The 6,363-nt window shown below is 62.5% G+C and carries 6 protein-coding genes; 1 reads left to right on the plus strand and 5 read right to left on the minus strand.

Translation table 11 applies throughout. From position 1 onward, the window contains the following. Positions 1-75: 75 nt before the first annotated feature. The 5 genes from ABH924_RS05010 to ABH924_RS05030 are packed head-to-tail and all read right to left on the minus strand — an operon-like array spanning position 76 to position 4,926. Positions 76-801 (minus strand): SDR family NAD(P)-dependent oxidoreductase, encoded by a 726-nt coding sequence (locus tag ABH924_RS05010; RefSeq protein ID WP_404497382.1) that lies wholly within the window; start codon positions 799-801, stop codon positions 76-78. Positions 802-816: 15 nt separating this feature from the next. Next, complete coding sequence (locus ABH924_RS05015) at positions 817-1,584, minus strand: SDR family NAD(P)-dependent oxidoreductase (RefSeq protein ID WP_404497384.1); 768 nt, start codon at positions 1,582-1,584, stop codon at positions 817-819. Continuing rightward, on the minus strand, positions 1,574-2,962 hold the full coding sequence (locus ABH924_RS05020) for an MFS transporter (RefSeq protein ID WP_404497385.1): 1,389 nt from the start codon (positions 2,960-2,962) through the stop codon (positions 1,574-1,576). Before ABH924_RS05020 ends, ABH924_RS05015 begins: the two co-directional genes overlap by 11 nt. After that, entirely contained in the window at positions 2,962-3,849 is an 888-nt protein-coding gene (locus ABH924_RS05025; protein ID WP_404497386.1) for a polysaccharide deacetylase, read from the minus strand. Before ABH924_RS05025 ends, ABH924_RS05020 begins: the two co-directional genes overlap by 1 nt. A 60-nt stretch (positions 3,850-3,909) precedes the next feature. Continuing rightward, positions 3,910-4,926: an asparaginase gene (locus tag ABH924_RS05030; protein WP_404497387.1), complete on the minus strand. Its 1,017-nt coding sequence runs from the start codon at positions 4,924-4,926 to the stop codon at positions 3,910-3,912. Between the two features lie 283 nt (positions 4,927-5,209). Between ABH924_RS05030 and ABH924_RS05035 the strand changes: the two genes are divergently transcribed. Continuing rightward, positions 5,210-6,235, plus strand: coding sequence for a LacI family DNA-binding transcriptional regulator (locus ABH924_RS05035; RefSeq protein ID WP_404497388.1), 1,026 nt, complete (start codon positions 5,210-5,212; stop codon positions 6,233-6,235). The last annotated feature ends 128 nt before the right edge of the window (positions 6,236-6,363 follow it).

The raw sequence follows: 6,363 nt of genomic DNA on the forward strand, positions 1-6,363 counted from the left end.
TGGTCCGCACTGGTCCGAGGACCGGGTCAGGTACGGTGGTTGTTCCGCAGGCACCGCACATGCGGTCCCCCTTTCTTAGGGCATCACGTCGCCGGAGTTGGGGCCGAGGGTCTGTCCGACGAACAGGTTCCCGCCGGGATCGCTGGCGAGCAGTAACGCAGCGGGTGCTACCTCGGCCGGCGTGCCGAAGCGTCCCAGCGGAAGTTCCGCACGTTTGGCCGCTTTCCAGCTTTCCGAGATGCCTTCCACGAGGGGCGTTTCAATCGGGCCGGGGGCGATGCAGTTGACCAGGACGTTGTCGGGTGCCAATTCCAGAGCGAGTGCCTTGGACAGCCCTACGACTCCGGCCTTGGCGGCGCTGTAGTGGCTCAGTCCCACACCGCCCTTGATTGCCAGTTGGGAGGCGATATTGATGATGCGTCCCCATTTTTGCTGACGCATCTCCCCCACCACCTCTCGGCAGCAAAGGAATACGCCGGTCAGGTCCACGGCAATGGTTTCATTCCACTTGTCCAGGGACATGTTTTCCAGCGGGGATTCTGTGAGAAGCCCTGCACTGTTGACAAGTATGTCGATCGGACCGAGCCGTTTACGGGCCTCCGCAAAGGCCGCCTTGACACTGGGTTCGTCTGCGACATCAACGTGGATGACTCCGTTCCCTGCGGCCCTGTCCAGGACCGCCACGCTGTCACCGTTGTCCCTGAATGCGTCTGCGATCGCCCGGCCAATCCCGCTGGAGCCGCCGGTGACCACTACGGCCCGACCAGATCCGGCCATGGAAGTGTCTATTTGGGTGCTCATTGTGTCCTTTCCCCGTTAGGATCGCATTTTGACGGTGAGTCCACCATCTACGATCAGGGATTGTCCGGTGATGTAGCGGGAATCGTCGGAGGTGAGGAAGCCGATGACGCTTGCGACTTCCTCCGGCGTCCCGACACGCCCCCAGGGAATGTCTTTTCCAGCCCGCAGTAGTCCCTCAGGGCCTAGCGAGTTGACGGGGTCCAGAGATTGCGGGGTTTCAATGAGACCAGGTATAACAGCGTTGGCGCGGATCTGGCGCGGCCCAAGTTCCACGGCGACGCTGCGGATCAGGCCGAGGATCCCGGCCTTGGCTGCGGCGTAGTGTGCGTGTTCCTCCCACCCGTAAACGCCGCCGGCGATGGAGGAGACAGCCACCAAGGCCCCGCCTTCCGTCATTCTCGCCGCGCCGGCACGCAAGGTCCGGAGCACCCCGGTGAGGTCCACGTTGAGCATGTCGTGCCATCGTTCATCGGACATCTCCTCCAGCGGTGAGTTCCGCAGGATCCCCGCATTCGCGATGGCGTAGTCCAACCGGCCATACTCATCCATAGCCCGTTGGGCAAGCCCGTCCACCGAGACGGTGGTGCGGACATCCACTTCCTGGATGACCGCCTCACCGTTGGCATCCTTCACCAGGCGGAGGGTTTCCTCCGGATCATGGGGATCTCCTGGGAACGTGCCGATGATGGAGCGCACTCCGCGTAGTGCGTAGTGGACCGCCAGGGCTCGTCCGATGCCGCTGGCTGCTCCGGTGATGATGGCTACCTTGTTGTCATATGTCACGGGGGTGGTCTTCGATCAGGGCTTCAACGGGCGGCTTGGCGGCGATCATGAGGAGTCCGGAGAACAGTGTTCCCACGGCTCCGACCCAGAGTGCGGCGGGGCCTGTTCCGGATCCGGCGGCTGCTGCCGTGAAGAGGGCCCCGCCCAGGATCACGCCGGGCTGGCTCATGGCGCCGATGAATGCGGTGCCCGTGGCGCGGCAGCTCACCGGGTAGCACTCGGCCATGAAGTACTGGATCGCTGCGTAGGGCCCAACCAGGAAGAACAGTCCGGCACCGTAGGTGAGGATGATCATGAACGGGCTGGTGGCGATGGGGCTGAGCATGATCGTGAAGGAAATTCCGGAGAGGATCCAGCCGCCGATGATGGTCCGCTTCCGGCCGATCTTGTCGCCAAGCCAGCCGTGGAAGACATAGCCGAAGTAGGCGAGCATGTTGATCACGATGAGCATCCAGAAGGCGTCCGAGAGTTCCACGCCCTTGGCGTTTTTCAGGACGGAGCTGCCGAGGATGCTGAAGATCATGATGCCGAAGAAGTTGAAGATCCAGGCCAGGGAGAAGATGATCGTGTTCCGGCGCAGGTGAGGTTCCCAGATGCGTTTGAGCGGGGCCGCGGAGGAGTGCTCGACGCCGTAGGCGTGCGCGAGGGAGTGGGCTTCCCCGGACTTGCCGGCCTTCTCAAGCTGGGTCAGTTTGTGGTGCAGTTCGAACTGAGGGGTCTCCTTCAGTTTCCTTGAGATGACCCAGACGATGATCGCGGCCGGAATGGTCGCCATCAGGTACAGGGCACGCCATCCAAGGGAGGGAAGGAAGACCAAGGCGAGTGCGCTGGCCAGCAGGAAGCCCAGCGGCCAGCCGCCTTGGATGAACGAGTAGTGGAAGCCGGGACGCTTGCGCTTGTCGGCGACTTCGGTGACCTGGTAGACCTCGTTCATGTAGGTGGCGTTGACGGCCTGTTCGGAGAATCCGAGCCCGCCGAAAGAACGGATCAGGACCAGCAGGCCGTTGCTGAGGAGCGGGATCCCGGTCGGGATCAGCGCGGTCAGCCCGAAGATTACAGCGGTTCCCCCGATAGTGGTCATCATGCCCTTGCGGCGGCCAAGGCGGTCGATGACCGGGCCGATGCCGAAGCAGACGACGGCGGTACCGACGGCGATCCAGGTGTTGATTGCATAAGCTTCTGTTGCTGTCCAGCCGAATTCCTCCTGCATGGCTGGCAGGAGTGTGCCGAACAGTCCGTAGTCGAAGACGGCGACGGTCCAGGCGAGCAGGGCGAGGACGGTGGCGATGCTGGTGTTGCGCTTGGAGAAGACCGGGAAGCGGCGCTTCTCGTTCGGTGCCGGTTGCGTCAGGTCGACGGCGGCCTGCTGGGTACTCATCAGTTGTTTTCCTTTCGGGGGCTGCGGGCGAGGAAGGAGTCGGCTATCTGGTCGAAAGTGAGCCAGCTGACGCCGTCGTGGGAGTTGATGTGTTCGATGAGCCGTTCGAGCATGAGCAGCACCTGGGGGCGACCGGAGACGTCCGGGTGGATGGTCATGGTGAAGACTGCCTGGTCCATTTCCCGGTACACCCAGTCAAATTGGTCGCGCCACATCTGTTCGATGTCCCGGGGGCTGACAAATCCGTGTGAGTTCGGAGCGGCCTTGATGAACATCATGGGTGGCAGGTCGTCGAGGTACCAGTTGGCGGGGATCTCGACCAAGTCGGTTTCCTGACCCCGGACCAGGGGCTCCATCCAAGTCTCGGCGGCCTTTGTATAGTCGATCTTTTTCCAGCTGTCGCCGACCCGGACGTAGTAGGGCTCGAAATCGCGGTGCATCAAGGAGTGGTCGTACTTGATCCCGCGTTCGAGCAGGATTTCGTTGGTGACAGGTGAGAATTCCCACCACGGTGCGACGTAGCCGGTGGGACGGCGGCCTGAGACCTTTTCGATCAGTTCGATCGACCGGTCCAAAATAGCCGTCTCCTGCTCACGAGTCATGGCGATCGGGTTCTCGTGCGAGTACCCGTGAACGCCGATCTCATGCCCGGCATCGACGATCATCCGGGTCAGGTCCGGGAAGGTCTCGATTGAGTGACCCGGTACGAACCAGGTAGCGGGCAGTCCGTACTTTTCAAAGAGCCGGATAAGGCGCGGGCCGCCGACTTCTCCGCTGAACAGCCCGCGGGAGATGTCACACGGGGAGTCTTCGCCCCCGTAGGATCCGAGCATTCCGGCGACGGCGTCCACGTCGACGCCGAATGCGACTTGGATGTCCTTAGTCATGAGATCAACCTTTCACTGCGTTTGTTTTGTTTACGTTGTGTTTGTGTTTAGGGGGAACGATCAGGGGAGCTTGCCGCGGCGGGCGAAGATCTCCGCGATGCGGGCCTTCGGAGTGTCTAGTCTGAGCAGAAGACTGAGAAGGATCAGCGACTGGGATGGCCGGAGCAGCCCGGACGGTATGGCGCCGGCCGCGCGCAGGTCCTCCCCGCCGCCGTCGCCGTAGCGCGGGACCACGGCACCGGCGTCCACCCGGGTGCTTGTGACCACGACGACTCCGGCCGCCGTAGCCTCAGCAATCTCCGGGCACAGTTCGCGGTTGGCGTTGCCGGTTCCCGTCCCCTGGAGAACAATTCCCGCCGCCCCGCCATGGAGGGAGGCCCGCAGGTGTGTGGAATCCGCTCCAGGGTAGGCGGCAATCAGGTCCACGCGCGGCGACCCGGCTGCTGCGCACGGCAGAGGCAGCGGCTCGATGCCGGGCGCTGCCTTCTGGATCCGGACTTCGCCACTGTCAGACACCCATCCCGCTGTTCCGAAATCCGGGTTGGAGAAAGCATTGAGCCTCGTTGTGTGACTCTTGCGTACTCCGGCAGCAGGGAAGATCGTGCCGGCAAACGCCAACAGCACGCCCTTGTCGCGGGCCTGGGGGGAGCCGGCGACAGCGATGGCACGGTTGAGATTGTCTGGACCGTCCGGGGACGCGGAGTCGGCGGACTCCTGCGCTCCGGTGAACACCACGGGGCGGGGATCATCGTGGGTGAGAGCGACAAGGTAGGCCGTCTCCTCCATCGTGTCGGTACCGTGCGTGACCACTACCCCAAGTACCTGGGGGTCAGCCAGGGTCTCCTTTATCTTGGCGCAGATGGCGATCATGTCATCGACGGTCAGCAGGTATGAACCCTTTCGGAAAACATCGACCACTCGGACCGGATGAGAGGCCGGGACCCCCATACTGGCGAACACCTGCTCCCCCGTGTCCGAGGCCACGGCGGCTCCCCCGTCCCCTGACGCACGCGAAGAGATAGTTCCGCCCGTGGCCAGCAGCACCACATGGGCTCCACGCAAATCTGTGACAGTCATTTCCGCTCCGTAATGTCTTGTACCTGCTGCCAGGCTCATACCCAATCGATTGGGTAGATGGGTAAATTATGCTTGTGATGTTTCCTGCGGTGACGCCCGGGGGTTCGAAGATGCAAATACGCCGTCCGGGTGCCGGTATCGCATCTACCCAATCGATTGGGTACATGCTGAAATGACTATAGAATGTGAAGTGCGGCACGTCAAGGGTTCAGAAACCAGAGATCCGCAGGTCATCGGGCACGCTGGGTGCTGAAGACTTTTTGCGCTGAGGCAGGGGAATGAATTGGACGACAGCACGGACGACGGCCGAACAGTCACGCTGAAGGACCTGGCAAACGAGCTGGGTATACACCCGTCGACCGTGTCCAGAATCCTGCACTCCGGCTCCGAAGTGGCGCGAGGGGCGGCCTCCGTTGTGACTGCCCAACGCGTGCGTGATCTGGCACGGAAACGGGGCTACTCTCCGGACCCCCAGGCCACTGGCCTGCGGACACGGCGCACCCACCTTCTGGGTGTGATTGTGCCGCGGCTTTCGGACCTCGTATTGGCCATCATGTACGAGGGCATTGAAGAGGCCGCGGCCGAGCACGGCTATTCCACTTTTGTCATGAACTCCCGAGACGACCCGGAGGAACAACGCAGGAAAACGGACACCATGCTGGCCCGCCGGGTGGACGGGCTGATCATCGGAGACGCACACCTGGACGGCAGCCTGTTGCGGGAGTTGACTGCCCGCAAGGTTCCTTTCGTGCTCATGAACCGCCGCGTGCCTGGCTACCCATCGGCCACCTGCGACGATGTCATCGGCGGCCAGCTTGTGGCCGACCATCTGTGGAGCAAGGGGCATCGGAACGTCGCCGTGATCGCCGGTGAGCCCTATGCCAGCACCGCGGTTGACCGGACGGCCGGTTTCGTGGATCGATGGCATGCTCTGGGTGGCAAAATTGCCCAGGAAGCCGTGGTGTGGTCGCGGTTCGACACTGCCGGAGGGCGAGAAGCTGCCGAGGCAATCCTGACCGACTGCTACCCTCACCCGACTGCCCTGTTCGCCGTCAATGACTTTGCCGCGATCGGCGCCATGGGGGCAATACGATCCCATGGCCTCACCGTCGGCCGTGACGTGGCGGTCGTGGGTTTCAATGACACCTCCCTGGCCTCGGAGCTCCCGATCCCGCTGACCTCTGTCCGCTCGCCCATGCTGGATATCGGGCGGACGGCGGTGCAGCTCCTGAAGCGGCTTCTGGACGGTGAACGCGTCGAATCCATCCGGTTGAAACCAACCCTGTGCGTGCGCGAAAGCAGCGCCTAACCCGGGGTTTTCATGGCAGGTCTGCCGGGGGGGGGTGTGTTAAACCGGTGAAAGGGTGCTCCGACAAGGGAAAATAGTGGTATTCGACGCCATATTTTCCTGATCGTGAGGAGCACCCTTTCGATGCA

This window comes from Arthrobacter sp. GAS37 (genome assembly GCF_044908325.1).
Lineage (GTDB): Bacteria > Actinomycetota > Actinomycetes > Actinomycetales > Micrococcaceae > Arthrobacter > Arthrobacter ramosus.

Bases quoted from the DNA above. Each gene is read 5' to 3' on its own strand.
- ABH924_RS05010 (WP_404497382.1), bottom strand. From the start codon at position 801: ATGAGCACCCAAATAGACACTTCCATGGCCGGATCTGGTCGGGCCGTA.
- ABH924_RS05020 (WP_404497385.1), bottom strand. From the start codon at position 2,962: ATGAGTACCCAGCAGGCCGCCGTCGACCTGACGCAACCGGCACCGAAC.
- ABH924_RS05025 (WP_404497386.1), bottom strand. From the start codon at position 3,849: ATGACTAAGGACATCCAAGTCGCATTCGGCGTCGACGTGGACGCCGTC.
- ABH924_RS05030 (WP_404497387.1), bottom strand. From the start codon at position 4,926: ATGACTGTCACAGATTTGCGTGGAGCCCATGTGGTGCTGCTGGCCACG.